This window comes from Streptomyces tubbatahanensis, assembly GCF_022699385.1.
GTDB classification, from domain to species: domain Bacteria; phylum Actinomycetota; class Actinomycetes; order Streptomycetales; family Streptomycetaceae; genus Streptomyces; species Streptomyces diacarni.
The window spans coordinates 2,252,576-2,269,954 of sequence record NZ_CP093846.1; the positions used below are offsets into that span (position 1 = coordinate 2,252,576).

At 74.3% G+C, this 17,379-nt stretch carries 15 protein-coding genes; 8 read left to right on the top strand and 7 right to left on the bottom strand.

What is annotated here, in order from left to right:
* The first annotated feature begins 40 nt into the window (after positions 1-40).
* The 4 genes from gmd (at position 41) to MMF93_RS09685 (ending at position 4,734) form a co-directional block, all read left to right on the top strand.
* Complete coding sequence (gmd, locus tag MMF93_RS09670) at positions 41-1,129, top strand: GDP-mannose 4,6-dehydratase (protein WP_242750782.1); 1,089 nt, start codon at positions 41-43, stop codon at positions 1,127-1,129.
* A 142-nt stretch (positions 1,130-1,271) separates the two neighbouring features.
* Positions 1,272-3,326, top strand: coding sequence for a CBM96 family carbohydrate-binding protein (locus MMF93_RS09675; RefSeq protein ID WP_423835389.1), 2,055 nt, complete (start codon positions 1,272-1,274; stop codon positions 3,324-3,326).
* On the top strand, positions 3,323-3,814 hold the full coding sequence (locus MMF93_RS09680) for a hypothetical protein (RefSeq protein WP_242750783.1): 492 nt from the start codon (positions 3,323-3,325) through the stop codon (positions 3,812-3,814). Before MMF93_RS09675 ends, MMF93_RS09680 begins: the two co-directional genes overlap by 4 nt.
* A 47-nt stretch (positions 3,815-3,861) precedes the next feature.
* The gene (locus MMF93_RS09685; RefSeq protein WP_242757419.1) at positions 3,862-4,734 is read left to right on the top strand and encodes a glycosyltransferase family 2 protein; all 873 of its coding nucleotides are present in this window, start codon (positions 3,862-3,864) and stop codon (positions 4,732-4,734) included.
* On the opposite strand, the gene MMF93_RS09690 is transcribed toward MMF93_RS09685, so the two are convergent.
* The gene (locus tag MMF93_RS09690; RefSeq protein ID WP_242750784.1) at positions 4,667-5,896 is read right to left on the bottom strand and encodes a glycosyltransferase; all 1,230 of its coding nucleotides are present in this window, start codon (positions 5,894-5,896) and stop codon (positions 4,667-4,669) included. The genes MMF93_RS09685 and MMF93_RS09690 overlap by 68 nt on opposite strands.
* Before the next feature lie 150 nt (positions 5,897-6,046).
* On the opposite strand from MMF93_RS09690, the gene MMF93_RS09695 reads away from it, so the two are divergent.
* Positions 6,047-7,579 carry a hypothetical protein gene (locus tag MMF93_RS09695; protein ID WP_242750785.1) on the top strand — a complete coding sequence of 511 codons (1,533 nt, stop codon included), beginning with the start codon at positions 6,047-6,049 and terminating at the stop codon, positions 7,577-7,579.
* Here the strand turns inward: MMF93_RS09695 and MMF93_RS09700 are convergent.
* From MMF93_RS09700 to MMF93_RS09710, 3 genes are all read right to left on the bottom strand, one after another.
* Positions 7,533-8,753 carry an MATE family efflux transporter gene (locus MMF93_RS09700; RefSeq protein WP_242750786.1) on the bottom strand — a complete coding sequence of 407 codons (1,221 nt, stop codon included), beginning with the start codon at positions 8,751-8,753 and terminating at the stop codon, positions 7,533-7,535. The genes MMF93_RS09695 and MMF93_RS09700 overlap by 47 nt on opposite strands.
* 161 nt (positions 8,754-8,914) lie before the next feature.
* Complete coding sequence (locus tag MMF93_RS09705) at positions 8,915-10,594, bottom strand: lipopolysaccharide biosynthesis protein (RefSeq protein ID WP_242750787.1); 1,680 nt, start codon at positions 10,592-10,594, stop codon at positions 8,915-8,917.
* Positions 10,591-11,922 carry a glycosyltransferase gene (locus tag MMF93_RS09710; RefSeq protein WP_242750788.1) on the bottom strand — a complete coding sequence of 444 codons (1,332 nt, stop codon included), beginning with the start codon at positions 11,920-11,922 and terminating at the stop codon, positions 10,591-10,593. Before MMF93_RS09710 ends, MMF93_RS09705 begins: the two co-directional genes overlap by 4 nt.
* A 243-nt stretch (positions 11,923-12,165) precedes the next feature.
* Here MMF93_RS09710 and MMF93_RS09715 point away from each other — a divergent pair, with 243 nt between their 5' ends.
* Complete coding sequence (locus MMF93_RS09715) at positions 12,166-12,627, top strand: FAD synthase family protein (RefSeq protein ID WP_242750789.1); 462 nt, start codon at positions 12,166-12,168, stop codon at positions 12,625-12,627.
* Here the strand turns inward: MMF93_RS09715 and MMF93_RS09720 are convergent.
* Entirely contained in the window at positions 12,596-13,342 is a 747-nt protein-coding gene (locus MMF93_RS09720; protein WP_242750790.1) for a CDP-alcohol phosphatidyltransferase family protein, read from the bottom strand. The two genes, MMF93_RS09715 and MMF93_RS09720, sit on opposite strands and share 32 nt — an antisense overlap.
* 110 nt (positions 13,343-13,452) lie before the next feature.
* On the opposite strand from MMF93_RS09720, the gene MMF93_RS09725 reads away from it, so the two are divergent.
* Positions 13,453-14,451, top strand: coding sequence for an SCO2278 family lipoprotein (locus MMF93_RS09725; protein ID WP_479685623.1), 999 nt, complete (start codon positions 13,453-13,455; stop codon positions 14,449-14,451).
* A gap of 62 nt (positions 14,452-14,513) precedes the next feature.
* Here the strand turns inward: MMF93_RS09725 and MMF93_RS09730 are convergent, their stop codons facing one another.
* A complete protein-coding gene (locus MMF93_RS09730) occupies positions 14,514-15,449 on the bottom strand; it encodes a bifunctional DNA primase/polymerase (protein WP_242750792.1) in 936 nt (311 codons plus the stop codon).
* 396 nt (positions 15,450-15,845) lie between these two features.
* Between MMF93_RS09730 and MMF93_RS09735 the strand changes: the two genes are divergently transcribed.
* A complete protein-coding gene (locus tag MMF93_RS09735) occupies positions 15,846-16,661 on the top strand; it encodes a glycerophosphodiester phosphodiesterase (RefSeq protein ID WP_242750793.1) in 816 nt (271 codons plus the stop codon).
* Positions 16,662-16,683: 22 nt separating this feature from the next.
* On the opposite strand, the gene MMF93_RS09740 is transcribed toward MMF93_RS09735, so the two are convergent.
* Positions 16,684-17,292, bottom strand: coding sequence for a TetR/AcrR family transcriptional regulator (locus MMF93_RS09740; RefSeq protein ID WP_242750794.1), 609 nt, complete (start codon positions 17,290-17,292; stop codon positions 16,684-16,686).
* Positions 17,293-17,379 lie beyond the last annotated feature (87 nt).

The following is a 17,379-nucleotide window of genomic DNA, read 5'->3' on the forward strand; positions in this document are numbered from 1 at the left end:
CCCCACCACCACGGACACACACCACTGAGGGCGGCGCCACATGGGCAAGAGCGTGGGCAACAGCGTGGGCCCGAGCGCGGACGACAGCACGGGCGAGAGCCTGGGCGACAGCACGGGCAAGAGCGCGCTGATCACCGGCATCACAGGCCAGGACGGCTCGTACCTGACCGAGCTGCTGCTGGAGAAGGGCTACACGGTGCACGGCCTGCTCCGCCGTTCCTCCTCCTTCAACACCGGCCGCATCGACCACCTGTACGAGGACCCGCACGACGAGGGCCGCTCCCTCGTCCTCCACCACGCCGACCTCGCCGACGGCGTCGCCCTCGTCAACCTCCTGCGCGACCTGCGCCCCGACGAGGTCTACAACCTCGGCGCCCAGTCCCACGTGCGCGTCTCGTTCGACTCGCCGCTCTACACCGGCGACGTCACCGCCATGGGAACCCTGCGGCTGCTGGAGGCGATCCGGGCCAGCGGCATCGACACCCGCATCTACCAGGCCTCCTCCTCCGAGATGTTCGGCGCCGCCCCTCCCCCGCAGAACGAGGCGACGCCCTTCCACCCGCGCAGCCCGTACGGCTGCGCGAAGGTCTTCGGGTACTGGGCCACGGTCAACTACCGGGAGGCGTACGGCCTGTTCGCGGCCAACGGCATCCTCTTCAACCACGAGTCCCCGCGCCGCGGCGAGACGTTCGTGACCCGCAAGATCACCCGGGCCGTCGCCCGCATCAGGGCCGGGCTGCAGCACCACCTCTACCTCGGCAACCTCGACGCGGTGCGGGACTGGGGCTACGCGCCCGAGTACGTCGAGGCCATGTGGCTGATGCTGCAGGCGGAGCGGCCGGACGACTACGTGGTGGCCACGGGGTCCGCCACGACCGTGCGGGCCTTCCTGGAGGAGGCCTTCCTCGCCGGCGGGCTCGACTGGCGCGCGCACGTGCGGTTCGACCCCGCCTACGAGCGGCCCAGCGAGGTGGACGCGCTCATCGGTGACGCGGCGAAGGCGCACGACCTGCTCGGGTGGAAGCCGCGCGTCACGTGGGCGGAGCTGGCGCGGGTCATGGTCGAGGCCGACATCGCCGCGCTGGAGGCGGAGTTGTCGGGTGAGTCGGTGCGCGTCGACCGCCGGTGACGCGGGGTGCCCCCGGACCGGGGGCACGCAGCACCGGTGACACCGGGTGTCCCCGGCCGGGGACACGCATCAACCACAGCAATTGGGGAGCACAGTGAGACGAACGAGGACCCTTCGCACGGCGGGGGCTCGCAAGGCGGCCGTGGCCGCGACCGTGCTGGCCGTGGCGGCGGCCACGACGGCGGTGCCCGCGCTCACCGAGCGGGGCGCCCACCAGGCGGCGGCCCTCACACCGCCGGTGGCGATGACCGCGGACACCTTACCGACGTGGCAGACGAACGGCGTCGTGTGGGCGATGGCCCAGTCGAACGGCACGGTCTTCGCGGGCGGCACCTTCTCCGCGATCCGTCCGCCGGGCGCGGCGCCGGGCGCGAAGGAGCGCGAGGCCGTCAACTTCGCGGCGTTCGACGCGGCGACCGGCGAGCCGACGGACTGCCGCCTGAACTTCACGGTGGGCAGCGGCACGGCCACCGTGCGGGCGCTGACGGTCTCGCCGGACGGGAAGACGCTGTACGCGGGCGGGAACTTCGCCGCCGTCAACGGGACGAACGCCAGCCGGGTGGCCGCCATCGACCTGCCCTCCTGCAAGGTCAAATCCGGCTTCCAGCTGACGGTCTCGGCGCCGGTGCACGCGCTGGCCGCCACAAACGACACCGTCTACCTCGGCGGTGACTTCACCACGGTGGAGGGGGAGAAGCGGGCCAAGTTCGCGGCGGTCGGCACCGAGGGGCAGCTGAAGTCCTGGAAGGCGGACGCGGACAAGACGGGCCGCGCGGTGGAGGTCACCCCGGACGGGAAGAGCGTGGTGCTGGGCGGCGACTTCGAACGGGTGCGCGGAGCCGACTCGCACGCGCTTGCGGTCGTGGACGCCTCGTCGGGCGCGCTGCGGAAGAGCTACCCGAACCGGTTCGTGCCCCGCAACAGCGTGGTCAAGGGCCTCTACGTGGACGAGACCGGGATCTACACCGGCAACGAGGGCACGGGCGGCGGCGTGTTCGACGGCCGGATCGCGCTCGACCTGGACGACTTCGAGCAGCGCTGGCGCGACACCTGCCTGGGCGCCACCCAGGACCTGACCGTCTACAAGGGCGTGCTCTACAGCAGCTCGCACGCGCACAACTGCGAGAGCATGGGCCAGTTCCCCGAACTGCACGAGCGCCAGCACCTGTTGGCGGAGTCGGTCGACGATCCGACACCGCTGCTGTCGTGGTTCCCCGACACCGACGACGGGCCGCTGAACGTCGAGCAGGTCGGGCCGCGCGCCATGGTCGTCTCCTCCGGCGGCGGAAAGGACTACATGTGGGTGGGCGGGGCGTTCACCCGCATCACCAGCGACGGCAACAGGCTCCAGCAGGGGCTGGTGCGCTTCGCGAACGGCCCGGACACCGGGGCGCCCTCCGTGCCCGACGGCGTGAAGGCCGCCAACACCACCAAGGGTGTGCGGGTCAGCTGGCCGGCGAGCACCGACCTGGACGACCGGAAGCTGACCTACCGCGTCTACCGCAACGGGGACGAGGAGCCTGTCGGCACGGTCACGGCCGACTCCACGTTCTGGGAGAGGCCCACGGTCACCTTCACCGACACCTCCGCCAAGCCGGGCACCGACTACTCCTACCGGATCACGGCGAGCGACGCCGACGACACCAACACCAGCGCCCGCTCCGAAGCGGCGAAGGTGAAGACGCCCGGTACCCCGACGGAGACGACGCTGGAGCGGGAGGCGACGGCCGACGCGTACGTGAACGGCGCGGCCGTGAACGCCACCTACGGCACGCACCAGCAGCTCGCGGTGCGCGGCTCGTCGCCGTACGCCAGTTACGTGCGCTTCGACGTGCCGTCGCCGCCCAGCGGGATGGCGCTGGAGGAGGCCACGCTGACCGTCACGACCAGCAGTGAGCCGAGCGCGGCGAGCGGCGACACCGTGGACGTCGTACCGGTGACCGGCGCCTGGTCGGAGAAGGAGGTGACCTGGGCGAAGCGTCCCGCCGTGGGCGAGACGCCGCTGGGCAGCCTCGACGGCGCGGCCGACGCCCGTACGGACTACGACGTACCGCTGCGTGCGGGCGCGGTCCAGGACGCGGCGGGCGACACCCTCGACCTGGCCCTGACCTCCTCCGGCAGCGACAGCCTGTGGCTGTGGGCCCGCGAGTCGGGCGGCACGGGTCCCAAGCTCACGCTGACCTACAGGAAGCCGTGAGCACCGTCAAGGCCGCACGTGCCGCGGCGGCCGCCCTGGTGGCGGCCGCCCTGGCGCTGACGGCCGGATGCGGCGGGGACGACGACCGGCAGCACGGCGAGGGCGCGGGATCCGGCCACGCGGGCCGCCCCGGCGCCACCGCGACGGCCTCGCCCGGCGCGAGCGCGGCCCCGCACGCGGAGGACGACGGGGGCGCACCCGGCGGCGAGGCCACAGCGAAGGTGCCCCGCTCCCGGCTGACGCCCGCCACCGGGTCCTTCACCAAGAAGGAAAAGGACTACCTGGTCGACCGGGTGCCGCGGGGGCTGGAGCCCGCCGCCGTGCTGGAGGCGGGACGCACCGCCTGCGAACGGATCGCCACGACGGCCGACAGCAGCGAGAAGGACGCGATCAGCGCCCTGAAGGCGGGCGAGATCGACCAGGCCGAACCCGCGATCCGGCACCTGTGCCCGAAGTTCGCCCCGCTGCTGGAGGCAGCGGGCAAGTGACCCCGCCCCGCGCCCCCAGGAGACCGAACGCCATGGAGAGAGCCGCCGTGGACAAGCTGCCCGTCGTCGTCGCGATACCGACCAGGAACGAGGCTCACAACATCGCGGGCACCGTACGGTCCGTGATCGACCACTTCGCGCACGTCGTGGTGGTCGACTCCGACAGCACCGACGACACCCGTGCCCTCGCCAAGGCCGAGGGCGCCGAAGTGGTGCCCTACACCTGGGACGGCCGGTACCCGAAGAAGAAGCAGTGGTGTCTGGACCACGTCCACCCCGAGGTCGACTGGGTCCTCTTCCTCGACGGTGACGAGACGCCCAGCGAGGAGCTGCTGCGCGAGATCCGGCGCGTCTTCACCCCGCCGCCGGGCCGCGCCGTACGCCCCGCCGCGTTCGACATCCCGCTGGGCTACTGGTTCGCCGGGCGCCGGCTGCGGCACGGGTACACGATCGTCAAGCGCGTGCTGCTGGACCGCACCCGCTGCCGCTTCCCCGAACCCGACGACCTCGCCGCACCCGGCATGGGCGAACAGGAGGGCCACTACCAGCCGCTCGCCCCGACGACCGCCCGTCTGACCGCGCCCCTCGAACACCGGGACCTCGATCCGGTCCGTACCTGGTTCGAGCGGCACAACCGCTACTCGGACTGGGAGGCCTGGCTGGAGGGGCATCCGCGGGTGCGGGAGCAGATCCGGCAGGCCAAGACCCGCCAGGGCCGCCTCTTCCACCGGGCCCCGCTCAAGCCGCTGGTGTCCTTCGCCTACGCCTACGTCTACCGGCGCGGCTTCCTCGACGGACGCGCCGGGCTCGACTACGCGCTCGCGATGAGCTTCTACCGGTGGCAGATCGGGCTCAAGGCACGCGAGGCCGCCGATCCGCAGGACGCCGGTGCGGGGCCCGGGACGAGGGGGCGGCACTGACCCGCTCACACGCCGCCGCGTACACCCCGCGCAGCGTCTCCACGACCGCGTCCAGGGTGAAGCTGTCGCGCGCCAGCCGCCACGCCGCGCGGGAGGCGGCCTCGCCCGCCGCCGGGTCCAGCAGCTCCAGTACGGCCCGGCCCACCCTGGCCCCGTTCTCCGCGGCGCCGGGTCCTTCCGGTGCGCTGTCCACCAGCCGGCCCGCCCCGGCCGCCGCCACGTCGGGCGCCAGACCGCTGGTGCGGGTCACCACGACGGGCAGCCCCACCGACAGCGCCTCCAGCACCGAGACGGAGAACGCGTCCTTGACGGAGGGCAGCACGAACACGTCGCTGGAGCGGAGCCGTTCCATGACGCCCGCGTGGTCCAGCGCGCCGACGTACTCCAGCGCGTGGCCCACGCCCAGCGAGTCGGCCAGCGCCAGCAAGGCGCCGGCCAGCGCCCCCGTGTCGGGGCCCGCGAGGACGAACCGGGCCTCGGGGCACGCGGCCAGCACCGTGGGCATCGCCCCGACGAAGTCCTGCGGCCGCTTGCCCTCCTGGACCCGCGCGCAGTACAGCACCGTGGGCGGCCGCCCGGCTCGCGGCCGGGGGCGCGGTGGCTGCGGCGCCACCCCGTTGACCAGCCGGTACGCGGGCCCCATCGGGCCGGGCGCCGCCACGGCCTCGGTCAACTCCCGCTCGGTTCCGGTCAGGTGGAGCACCGCGTCGGCCTGTCCGAGCACCCAGCGCAGGCCCAGCACGTCCACGGCCTTCGCCACGCGTTTCTCGGTCGGGTCGATCATGCCGTGTGTCTGCAACACCAGCGGGCGGCCCATGCGGGCTGCCATCATCGCCACGGGAAGCGTGACCAGATCGCGCATCAGGTGGACGTGCACCACGTCCGCCGAGCGGAGCAGGCGGGGGGCCGCCGCGAGCAGAGCGGGGGACGTGATGCCGCTGACCTCGAACCGGGGCAGCACGTGCCGGGCCGGGAAGAGCCTGGCGGGTACGCCGTCCACCGTGCGGGGCAGCGCACCCGGTGGGAAGCCGTCCCCGAGGGCGACCAGGGCCGCGCCCTCGCCCGCCTCCCGTAAGCCCCGGCACAGGTTGAGGGCCACGCGCGTGGGCCCTCCGAAGTCGTGCGTGGGCGTGTGCAGCGTCACGACGTGCAGCGCTTTCATCGGTGTCCCCTCCCTCGCCACTGGCAGGCATATTACCGGCTTTGCCCGCAATTGCTCCGAGCTTTCCCGTTTCTCCTCGGGGGCACGGTCCCGTTCCTCCTCGGGGGCACGGTCCCGTTCCTCCTCGGGGGTACGGCGGGGGCGGGAAGCATGAGCGCGCCTGCCGGCACCGCCGCGCCACCCGACCACCTCCCCTCCCCCACCGCCCCGCGCGCCGTCCTCTCCCGCGCCCTCGCCATTCCGCTGGTCGCGGCGCTCGTGGCGGTGCTCCCCGCGGCGGTCGCCACCCAGCCGGGCCCTGGACCCCACGACGCGGTCTACTGGTTGCAGACGGCCACCTGCGCGTACGCGGGCACCCGCCTGGCGGCCATGGTGCTGACCGCGCACCGGCGCCTGATCCAGGGCGCGTTCTGGCTGTTCGGCTACATCGCGATGGGCATCGCACCCCTGGCGCAGACGGTGCTGGACCGCACCCCCACACCGGTGGTGGGCCCGCGCGCGGACACGGTGCTCGCCTCGGCGCTCGTCCTGGCCGGGATGGTGGCCTTCGACGTGGGCGCGCTGGTGGCGCGGCACCGGCCACCGCTGCGCGGCCGCATGCAGGAGCGCCGCAGGCCGCACGCGCGGGTCCACACCCGGCGCCTGTACGCGCTGTGCGCACTGGCGCTGGCGTGCAGCGGCCTGCTGATCGGCACGCTGGGCGGGCCCGCGGTCTTCTTCTCCAACCGCGAGGAGCTCAGGGAGAGTCTGGGCGCGGCGAACGCGGAGGCCGCCTCGCAGGCGGGCTCGGCGTTCCTGCGCGGCTTCGGCACCGTGCCGGCGCTGCTGGCGCTGCTGTTCCTCACGCGCTGGCTGGTCGTCTCCCGGGCGGCGCGCCGCCGCCCGCTGGTGCCCGTGCTGTGGCTGGCGATGCTGGCGCTCAACGTCGTCGTCAACAACCCGGTGTCCAACCCGCGTTACTGGTTTTTGACGGTGCTGTTCTCGCTGCTGTTCACCGCGTTCCCGCGCAGCCCCGTGATGTACCGGGCCGCGCTGGCCACCGGGGTGGCGATCGCGCTGGTCGTCTTCCCCTTCGCCGACCGGTTCCGCTACGAGGAGGGCACAGACCGGCCCAGCCGCTCGACGGACTCGCTGCTGGAGCCGCTCACCATGAAGGACTACGACCAGGTGGGCATGGTCGCCAACACCGTCACCTTCGTCGGCTCGGGTGAGGGGCACAGCTTGGGGCGTCAACTGAGCGGCACCGCGCTGTTCTTCGTGCCCCGCTCGGTGTGGAAGGACAAGCCCCACGACCCGGGCACCCGCGTCGGCACGTGGATGGGCATGCCCTACCCGAACCTCTCCTCCCCGCTGTGGGCGGAGCTCTGGCTCGACTTCGGCCCTTACGGCATGGCGCTGGGCTTCGCCGCCGTCGGCTACGGTGCCGCACGCGCGGACCGGCGCTACGCGCGGCGCACGGCCGAGGACGGCGCCGCCGCGACGTCCCACCCGGGTGCGCCCGGGAGCCGGGCCGGTCCCGGCAGCATCACGGCCGTCGTCGTGCCCCTCGTCGCCGGGTACAGCTTCATCCTGCTGCGCGGCTCGCTGCTCCAGGGCATGGGCCGGGTGGCCATCGCCGCGCTGTGCGTCCTGTTCGTCACGACGCTCCGCGAGGACCGCCGGGCGCGGCGCTCGCCGAGGTGAGGGCCCCGGCCTCGGCCCGCTCCCCCGCGCGCAGCACCCGCACGGCCCGCGACCAGCTCGCCGCGCACTTCGCCGCCGAGCCCGCGCACAGTCCCCAGGCGGCGCCGAGCACCCCGCCGAGCGCGTACCCGCCGAGCATGCAGCCGACGGACGCGAGGGAGAAGACGAGTTGGATGGGCAGCGTGGTGCGCGGACGCAGCACCCGCAGGGCCAGCAGCCCACACGTGCCCAGCGCCATCGCCGCGTACTGGCTGCCCGTCGCGGGCAGCAGCCGGGCGGCGGCCGACCACGTGTCCCCCAGCAGCGCCCGCCCGTACGCGCCGGGCAGCAGTACCAGCACCGCCGTCCACGCGGCCGCCGCCACGGCCAGCACTCCCCCGGCGGCGCACGCGGTGCGGGCGGCCCGCCGGTCGCCGCCGGCGCGGTGCAGGAGCGGCGGGCCGAACCCGGTGGCCGCGTTGAACAGCACGTTCAACGGGCCGTAGAGCGTGGCCGCGCCGCGCAGCGCGCCCACCGCGAGCGGATTGGCCACCAGTCCCAGGCCGATGATCGCGAGCTGCGTGCCCGCGTTGCCGACGCCGAACTCCACGGCGAACCTGCGTCCCAAATGCCCGGCGCGCAGATAGCGGGCCGGGTCCTGGCCCGCGCCCCGGGTGTGCCGGCGCAGCAGCAGCGAGGCCGCGGCCAGTGCCGGCAGCGTGGCCAGTCCCCAGACCAGCAGCAGCCGGTGCGCGCTCGCGCCGTGCGGCTGGACGGCCAGCGCGGGCACCGCCACCGCCAGGCGGAGCAGGTCGGCGCCGAGCGCGTGGTGGGGACGGTGCAGGGCGGCGAAGGCGTAGCGGGTGGTCTCGTGGGTGAGGACGAGCGGCAGCACGAGCGCGAGTGCGGCCAGCGCCGTGGCCGTTCCGCCGCCGCCCGCGGCCCACAGCACCGCTGCCGTGGGCAGGCCGAGCGCGGCCGAGGCCGGTGCGGTGAACGCCACCGCCGAGCGGCACGCTCCGGCCACGCCGGTCGGGTCGCCCTTCTCCAGGACGAGGGCCTGGCCCACGTACGCGACGGTGAGGCCGAGCACGACGGTGAAGACGGTGTAGACGAGGGAGAACGTGGCGAAGGCGTGCACCGTCGACTGGCGGGCGGCGACGACGAGCACCGCGATGTTGGTCAGAGCCGCCACGCCCTGGTCGGCGACGCTGCACGCGAGGGCGGCCGTGCGGGTGGGCCGCCCTCGCCGCGGTGTCCCCGCTCCCGCCCGCCCTCCCGTTCCGCCCCGGCCCCCCGGGGCTTCGCGCGCGTGCCCTGGCCGTCGCTCGGGGCGCGGTGCTTCCCCGGGCCGCGTCACCGGCCCGTCACGCGCAGGGCGACACCCTGCCGGGTCAACTCGGCCTCGCGCGGGCCCGCGTGGGCCCTGCGCGCGGGCGACGAGGGCGGCGGCGCCGCACCGCCGCGCGGGGCGGCGGGCCCCGCGCCCTCCCCGTGCAGCAGCGCGCCCAGCACGGAGCCGCCCGCCCCCGCGACGAGTTCCCGCACGCGCGCGAGGTCGTCCCGCCGCACCTCGCGCGGGTCGCACACGATGAGCACGCAGTCGACCCGGTCGATGAGCGCGATGGCGTCGGCGTACGAGAGCACGGCGGGGGCGAGGACGAGCAGCACCCCGTCGCGCTCGTCGGCGTGCCCTATCAGCTGGGTGACGGCGGAGGAGGTCAGTGCGCGGGAGACCTTGCTGACGCGGTAGCCGGGGACGAGGTCGAAGACGCCGGACTCGCCCGCGTCGATGGGGATGCGGTGCCCCGCGGGCCAGCCGATGGTGCCGTGCCCGGGGGCGCGGGCCCACCCCGGCTGGATGCCGTCGGCCTGCCGCAGCCGTTCGGTCAGCGAGGGAGTGCGCAGGTCGGCCTCCAGGAGCAGCACCTCCCTGCCCATTTCGGCGAAGGAGGCGGACAGGTTCACGGAGGCGGCCAGTGCGGTGGCGATGCCGCCGCGCGGCGAGACGACGAGGACGCGGCGGCGGCGCGCGAACGTCTCGTCGTAGGCCAGCCGGAAGGCGACCGAACGGTACTCCTCCGCGAGCCGGCCGTCGGCCAGCAGGGAGCGCCGCTCCTGGCGGCGGCCGCGGCGTCTGCGGCGCGGCAGGGTGCCCAGGACGGGGGCGTGCAGGGCGCGCACGACGTCGCCCGGGGTGCGGACGGCCGGGTCGAAGACGAGCCGTACCCAGGCGGCGAGCAGGCCAAGGCCGACGCCGACGGCGGCACCGAGCCCGAGCATCAGCGGCAGCCCGGGGCCCGAGGGTGCGGTGGGCGGGGCGGCCTCGGTGACGACGCGGCCCGGTGTGGTGTCCTCGGCGCGCAGGTCGCTGATCCGGCCGTTGATCTCGGCGATGCGGCTGACGACGGAGGAGTGCGCGGACAGGGTGCCGTCGAGCGCTCCCTCCTTGCCGGATGAGGCGATCTCCTCGGCCAGCCGGTCGCGTTCCTTGGTCAGCGGTGCCCGCTGCTTCTCGTAGCGGTCGACCATGTCGGCGACGCGGTCGGCCGCGTCCTTCTCGCGGTTGTCGAGGTAGGCGTGCGCGAAGGCGTCGGCGCCGCGTGCGGCGGCGCCCGGGCTGTGCGCGGTGTAGGCGAAGCGCAGCATGCGGGTCTCTGGCGGGTTGGTGACCTGGAGGTCGTCGAGCAGCCGAGCGGGCTCGGCGCGGGTGTCCAGGGCGCGGGCCGCGCGCTCGGCGACGACGCTGCTGGAGGCCGTGCGCCGCTCGGAGCCCATGCTGATCTCGCCGGCCGAGGTGCTCTCGCCGCTGCTGTCGGTGGGCAGCGGGCGGACGGTGATCTCGGTGGTGGCGGCGTAGGAGTCGGCGCCGCGCAGGCCGAGCCAGCCGCCGCCGAGCAGCCCGAGGACGACGCCGAGCGCGATGAGCCAGCGGTAGCGCAGGAGTTGGCGGAACTGGTCGCGCAGCAGGTCGGGTTCGTCGTACGCGGGCGAGCCCGCCGCCTCGTCGCCCGGGTGCCCGTCACGGGCGGTCATGCCGCGGCGCCTTCCCCGCGTGCCGCACCGTGCGCGGCCGGCGGCCTGGGTCTCGCGGACCGTCTGGCGCGCGACGGCCGTGCCCTTCGCATCCTGAGCGCCTCCTCCAGCAGGTCGGTGAGGCGGGCCAGGCCCGCCTCGCGGCCGAGGTGCCCTGCGGCGTAGGCGCGGCCGGCGCTGCCGAGCGCGGCGGCGCGGGCCGGGTCGGCGGCCAGGGCGCGGGCGGCATCGGCGAGCGCGGCCGGGTCCTCGGGCGGCACGAGGACTCCGGCGGCGGAGCGGCGCACCTCGTGCGCGGTGCCGCCCTCGGCGGCGACGGAGGCGAGGACGGGGCGTCCTGCGGCGAAATAGGAAGTGAGCTTGGAGGGCACGCTCATGTCCAGGACGGAGGCCCGCTGGGTGACGGCGAGTGCGTCGGCGGCCGCCAGGACGTCGGGGAAGTCGGCCTCGGCCGCGGGCGGCAGCAGGTCCACGTTGGACAGCGGGGCCGCCAGTTCGGCGAGGCGGGCGCGCTGGTTGCCCTCGCCCATCAGGACGACCCGTAACCCGGGGGCCAGGCGGGCCGCCTCGATCAGAACCTCCAGGCCCTGCTTGAGCCCCATGTTCCCGGAGTGCAGCACCACCGTCTCCTCCTCGCGCCAGCCGAGCCGGGCCCGGGTGGCGGCACGCGCGCGTGCGGGCGAGGCGATGTGCGTCCAGTTGGGGACGGTGCGTACCCGGGCCTCCTGCACGCCCAGTGCGGTGACACGGGCGGTGAAGCTGTCGTGGATGACGCCGACGAGCGCCGCGGAGGCGAGGACCCGGCGTTCGATCCCCGCCGCGAGCGAGGCGGCGCGGTCACCGCCGCGGATGCCGCTCTGGGCGGCGGCGGCCCCCATCAGGTCCTGCACGACGGGGACGAACGGCACCCCGGCGGCGCGGGCCAGCCGGGCGGCCAGCACGCCCCCGGCGAGGCTCGGCAGCTGCGCGACGACCACGTCGGGGCGGCCCGCGAGGCGGGGCGGGGCGAGCAGCCCGTGGGCGAGGATGGACGTCTCGTACAGCGCCCGCCGCGCCGCGGTCTGCCGCGCCGGGACGGTGTGCCTGCGGCGGTGGACGTGTACCCCGCCACGCACTTCCGTCGCCCGCCACACGCCCCGCCAGGCGGGATCGGTACGCCAGGCGGGGTAGTGCGGCATCCCCGCCATGACGTGCACCTCCCAGCCGTCCCGTGCCGCCCAGTGCTCGGCGAGTTGCGCCGCGTAGGGCCCGATGCCCGCCTGCTCGGGTGCGTAGTTGGTCGACACCAGCAGCACCCGGCGTGCGGGCGCGGCGAAGCCGTTCACCATGGAAATCCCCCCATACGTCCGCCTCTCGTTCCCCTGAGAGCTCCCCCCGCGTCCCCCTCCGGCAGGGTAGCGCCTGCGGTGCGCGGTTTCCCCAACATGTCCCCGTTTCCTGTGGGTTGTGGTTGCATGCAGCGTGCTCGCATGCGGCGTGGTCGCATGCGGCGATGCGACCCGCGGCCGTGCAGGGCGGCGGGCACCGCCCGGCCGTCGCCGGGCAAGGCACACGTCCTGGGGGGACCAGCCATGACGCACACCGTGGGCTACGCGCCCGGCGCCTACGACCTCTTCCACGTCGGCCACCTCAACCTGCTGCGGCACGCCCGCGCACGCTGCGACTACCTGGTCGCGGGCGTGGTCTCGGACGAGATGGCCGAGCACGCCAAGGGCAGACCCTGCGTCATCCCGCTCGTCGAACGCCTCCAGATCGTGCGCAGCATCCGCTTCGTGGACGCCGCGTTCGTGGAGACGGTGCCGGACAAACTGGTCACCTGGCAGCAGATCCGGTTCGACGTCCTGTTCAAGGGGGACGACTGGCGGGGTACGCCCAAGGGCGACAGGCTGGAGGCGGACTTCCGTACGGTCGGTGTCGAGATCGTCTACTTCCCGTACACCATGCATACCTCCTCCACTCAGCTCCGCCGCGCCCTCGACGCGCTGGCCGGACCCGAGCCCGTCACGCCCGAGTCGGCGCGGACAGCTCCCTGAACCACTTGCCGCCGAACGCGACGAGGAAGAGCGCGTAGCACCCGAACAGCGCGGCGTAGGCGGCCCGGAACAGCTCCGGGCCGCCCAGCAGCAGGAACAGCAGGCAGAAGACGCCGTAGTCGACCGGCAGCAGCGCCACCGCGCGCCACCTCGAAGGGGGCCGCGCCGCACGCGCCGGCCCGCCGCGGGGCCGCAGCTTGTCGGTGAGCAGCCCGCCGAAGAACACCAGCACCGCCACCAGCTGGAAGGCCAGCGGCAGCACCAGCCAGCCTTCGCCGGGGAGTTCACCGAAGCGGTGGAAGGAGATCAGCACGGCGGCGTGCACCGCCACGATCTTCGCGCAGTCCACGACGTGGTCCAGCCACTCACCCGCCGGGCTGCCACCGCCGCGCAACCTGGCCAGCTGCCCGTCCGCCGAGTCCAGCGCGAACCCGGCGACGAGCGCGCCCCAGACCGCCACCCCCAGCCCCCACGAAGGCCGCACCAGCGCCACGGCCGCGATCCCCGCGAAGCTGCACACGGCGCTCGCCAGCGTGACCAGGTTCGGCGTCAGCCCCACCCGGTGCGCCGCGGCGGCCAGGACGCGGCCGAGGGGCCGGTTGACGTACCGCGAGTAGAGGGAAACCCCTTTCGACGTCTTCTGCGCGGCCCGTAACGCCGAAAGAGCGGCACGGAATCCCCCCGAGAACGCGCCCGCTCGTGTGGTCGACGGCATGTGTCCCCCTCGCTCGGTGTGCCGCGCTTACTGTGCCAGGCACCGCGCGAGGTGCCACACCCCGCAAGGTAGGGTCACGTTCGCCAACAGCACCGGGAGGGGTTGAACAGGTGAAGGGGACGAGGACTCGGGGGCCGGCGCGCATACCGTTGGCGGCGACCGTGACGGCCGGGGCGCTGCTCGCCTCGCTGACCGGCTGCGTCACCGTGCACGGTGCGAGCGCCGTGGTCCCCGCGCTGAGCAAGACCGAGGCGGCCGACGTCCTCGCCGCGTTCGTGAAGAAGAACAACCGCGCCAACACCGCCTACGACGTCGAACTCAACGCCACGATCGAGACCGGCGCGCTCGGCGCCATCGACCAGGCGGGGCTCACCTCGCGCAAGAAGGTCAGGCCCAAGGGCAACCCCGACTACAACCGGCTGAAGCTGACCGACACCCGCTATCTGATCCCCGAACAGGCGGGCTGGCCCAAGTTCTTCGTCACCGACTCCCGCAGCAACCGCGAAGGGCAGGGGCGCTGGCTGTTCGTCTTCCAGCGCGACCGGGCCGACGGGCCGTGGAAGGCCTCCTACCTGTCCGTGATCGACCCCGACGCGGTACCCGAGTTCGCCAGGGACGAGCACGGCCACGTGAGAACCGTCCCGGTCGCCGGCGGCGACGCCGGCCTGACCGTGCCGCCCGACGAGCTGAGCCAGCGGTACGCCCGCTACCTCCAGGAGGGCGCGGGCGACGACTTCGCCGCGGGGCCGCACACCAGCGAGCAGCGGGAGGAGCGCGTCGAGGAGGCGAAGCGCAAGAACGTGCGCAACGAGTTCGCCGACCAGGCGGCGAAGCCGCCGCGGTACGCGCCCTTCGGGCTCCGCACCGAGGACGGCGGCGCCCTGGTCTTCTTCGCCACCCGCCACCACCACAAGCAGACGCTGCCGCGCGGCTACCACCCCGACATCAAGAACCCGCTGGTCAAGGCGTTGATGAAGGGGAAACCGAAGCAGTCGGTCACCTATGTGCGGATGTCGGAGCAGGCCGTTACCGTGCCGACCAAGAAGTCCAACGGCAAGGTGACCTTCCTCAGCCGCGTCGAGGGCCTGACCTCAGCGCACGGCAGCTGAGCCCTCCGCACCCGTCCCCGCGCCACCGGTCCGGCCCCGCGGTCCCGGGCGGAGCGCGGCGCTCAGCGTGCCGGCCAGGGCGCCCGCTCCTCCAGGCCGTCCACGGTGATGGCGTACTCCGCGCAGGCGTCGGTGAGGGTCTCCAGGAGCGTGAGGGGTTCGGGAAGCTGCGCACCGGCGGCGGGGGGCCGCAGCCAGCGCACCCCCTCGTCCTGGTCGGGCAGCCGGGAGGGCGGCAGCAGCACGTAGCTGCCCCGGCAGTGCCAGCGCAGCCCGGGGTGCTCCTCCATCGTCTCGGGGTGGCTGTCCAGCTCGCAGGGCCACCACTCGTCCTCGTCCTCCGGCCTGCCCCGGGTCCTGGTGAAGAAGAGCATCCGGTCCTCGCCCAGCAGCGCGACGGGTCCGAGCACGGGCTCGGCGGCGGCGCCGGATCCGGTGTCGCCTTCGGGGCCCGAGCCGGCGCCCGCGGGGTCGCCGGAGTGGGCCTCGCCGCCCGGGGCGCCGTCCGCGGCCGCGTCGCGCTCCCGCTCCTCCAGCCGGGCCAGCGCCGCGTACCCGGCTTCGGCGGGCACGTCCAGGACGTCGTGGGCACGGCCCGTGGCGGTGACGAAGTTGGCCTGGGGCTCGGCGCGCAGCCAGCGTTCGATCTGGGCGCGGTCGGTGGTGGCCTGGGTCTGCCAGGCGAAGGAGACGGGGTGCCGTCCGGGGGTGGGGCAGCCGATCCGTACGCAGGAGCAGCCGTATCCGGAGGGGTGGGCCGCGGGGGCGAGGGGGAAGCCCGCCTCGGCGGCTGTGAGCAGGAGGTCCGCGCGCTCTTCGGCGGCCTCGCCGGCGCCCGCGGCCGCTCGGCCGCCGCGTGGTGACCAGCGGCGTGACCGGGGCGCGCGCCCGTCGGCCGACTGCGCGGGAGACGCGGGGGAACCGTCGCCGCCGCGCGCGGCTTCCGCCCGGGTGGCCCGGCGGCGCAGCCACTGGGCGATCCTGCTCTCGCGTTCCATCTACCGCCTCACTCCGCGACTGTGGTGCCAGGGCGCATCGTGCATTCCGAGGGTACGCAGCGCGTCGGCGCGCTGAGGGGGAATCCGCGGATCACGGATGACTCCCCCTATCCTGCGCTGTCCGTCGCGCGATCGGGCACGCGGGGTCGGCCGCGTCACTCGTGAGGACCACCCGGGCGGGCGCCCTGCCCGGCGAATCGTCCGGGTCCCCTCTAGCTTGGGTCCATGGTCACAAAGGCGGTTTTCGTCCCTATGGTGCGGTTGGTCCCCGTGGCGCTCGCGGTCGCGCTGGCGGCGCCGGCGGTGGGGGCCGACGAGGCGACGGCGGCTATGGCTACGGCTACGGCTACGGCTACGGCTACGGCTACGGCTACGGCGGAAGCCTCCGGGGCGGCCGTGCCTGCGGAGGCCGGCCGGGACCGGCCGGGGCCCGAGGAGGCCGGCGCGGACAGCGACGGCGGGGCCGGCGCGCGGCTGCCGGGCACCCCCCAGCTGACCGGCACGACCGTCACGGCGCACCGGGGCGGCGCCAAGGAGGTGCCGGAGAACAGCATGCAGGGGCTCGCCGCGACGTTCCGGCGCGGCTATGCGCGGGTGCTGGACACCGACATCCGGCAGCTGCGCGACGGCACGCTCGTGGCCATGCACGACGCGACGCTCGACCGCACCACCGACAAGAGAGGCAAGGTGAGCGCGCTGGACTGGAACGACTGGCAGGACGTCAGGATCACCCCCCAGCGCGGGCTGCCGGGACACTGGCGCCCCGAGCGGCCGCCGTCGGTGCGCGAGATCCTGGAGCGGTTCGGCGGGAAGGGCCTGCTGATGCTGGAGCTGAAGGACCCGGCCGGGCTGCCGCGGCTGGCGCGGCTCATCCGGGAGCGGCACCTGTCCCACTCCGTGCTGGTGGAGTCCAACGATCCCCAGGTCGCCGAGCGGGCGCACGCACGGGGTCTGCTGACGGCCGTGTGGCGCTCGGCGCGGCAGATGGCCGAGGACAGACCGGAGCGCTGGAAGTCGTACGTGACCATGCTCAGCGTCGACCACGAGACGGCCGACCGGCACGTGCGCAAGGCGGTGCGCTCGGGCATCCCGTACGTGTGGTCGCACACGGTCAACAGCCGCGCCGACCGCGACCGGATGCTGAAGCTGGGCTGCGAGGGCATCGTCACGGACAAGCCGGGCAGCCTGGCACCGGCGGCCGCCCGTCCGTAGGCGGGCGACGGCGGGGGCGGCGTCATCCGCGGGGCGCGAAGGACCGCAGCGCCAGCTCGACCAGCCGGTCGGTGAACTCGTGGGTGAGCGGACCCGAGCGGGTGAGCCAGCGCTGCTGGAACGGGCCGAGCAGCATCTCGACGGCGAGGCCGAGATCCAGGCCGGGGTCGATCTGGCCGGCCTCCTGCCCGGCGCGCAGCCGCCTGACGTAGACCTCCAGGCCGGGTTCCTGGAGCCGGGCCACGAACTGTTCGGCGAGGGCGGCGTCGGCGGCGGAGGCGACCGCCAGTGCGCGGTAGGGCGCCTCGAACGCGGCGTCGGAGAACTCGTCGGCGGTGGCACGCAGCACGGTCTTGAGATCGGCCTCGATGTCGCCGGTGTCGGGCAGACCGCCCTGGTAGTCGTCGTCGTGGACGACCTCGGTGAACGCGTCGAGCAGCACGGCCGCCTTCGACGGCCACCAGCGGTAGATCGTCTGCTTGCCGACGCCCGCCCGGGCGGCGATGGCCTCGATGGTCAGCTTCGGGTACCCGACGTCCCCGACGAGCTCCATGCTGGCCCGCAGGATCGCCGTGCGGGAGCGTTCGCTGCGGCGGGAGACGTCGGGGGTCTTCGCGGTCGTGGGTGACATGGCTCGAATCTAGCAGCGGACAGAGACGAGACGAACCGTCTTGACAAGACGAGACGTCTCGCCGCATCCTCGGAGGGTGACAGGGCG